Source organism: Micromonospora sp. CV4, assembly GCF_003667455.1.
GTDB lineage: Bacteria > Actinomycetota > Actinomycetes > Mycobacteriales > Micromonosporaceae > Micromonospora.
In genome coordinates this window covers 1-915 of record NZ_RCVI01000160.1, presented here as the reverse complement: position 1 = coordinate 915, position 915 = coordinate 1, and the positions used below count along the sequence as shown (strand labels likewise).

Here is a 915-nt window from a genome sequence, read left to right as displayed (position 1 = left end):
GGTCTGCACGCCGAGGCCGCCCCCCTGTACGCGACCTGGCGGCCGCACCTCGGCTGGGGCAGCCCGGCCGCGGTGCTGGTCGCCGTCGTGGTGGTGGGCTGGGGGGCGCGGTGGGCCCGCACCGCGCGCTGGGGCGTCCTGCTGGTCGCCGCGTGGCTGGCGGCGGTGGCCTGGACGCTGTCGTTGGCCCTGGTGGACGGCTGGTCGGCGGGGCTGACCCGGCGACTCACCCCGCAGGCGGAGTACCTGCACGAGGTCCCCGGCGTCGCCGACATCCCGGCGATGCTTGCCGGGTTCACGGGCCGGATCCTGGACTTCCAGCCGGACGCCTGGTCCACCCACACCGCCGGGCATCCCCCCGGCGCGCTGCTGATCTTCGTCTGGCTGGACCGGGTCGGCCTGGGCGGAGGCACCGCCGCCGCCCTGGCCTGCGTGCTGGTGGGGGCCACGGTGGCGGTGTCGGTGCCGGTGACCCTGCGGGCGCTGGGCGCCGCCGACGCGGCCCGCGCGGTGACCCCGTTCCTGGTGCTGCTGCCGGGCGCGGTCTGGGTAGGTGCCTCCGCGGACGGCATCTTCGCCGCCGTGGTCGCGGCCGGCCTGGCCCTGCTGGCCGTCCGCGGCCGGGCCACGGCCGCGGCCGGCGGCGCGCTGCTCGGCTTCGCGCTGCACCTGTCGTACGGGTTCCTGCTGGTCGGGGTGCTCGCCCTGGCCGTGCTGGCGCTGCGCCGCACCCACCGCTGGGGAGCGCTGCTCGCCGCCTGCGGCGGGGTGGTCGCCGTGACAGCGATCTTCGTGGTGGCCGGTTTCGAGTGGTGGGAGGGGTACCGGCTGGTGGTCGAGCGGTACTACCAGGGCTGGGCGGCCGAGCGCCCGTACGCCTACTGGGTGTGGGCCAACCTGGCCGCCCTGCTGCTC

1 protein-coding gene is annotated in these 915 nt (G+C 77.3%); it reads left to right on the top strand.

Annotated elements, in window-relative coordinates; all coding sequences use genetic code 11:
- On the top strand, window positions 1-915 hold a 915-nt coding region (locus tag EAD98_RS03375), incomplete at both ends, for a hypothetical protein (RefSeq protein WP_121652613.1).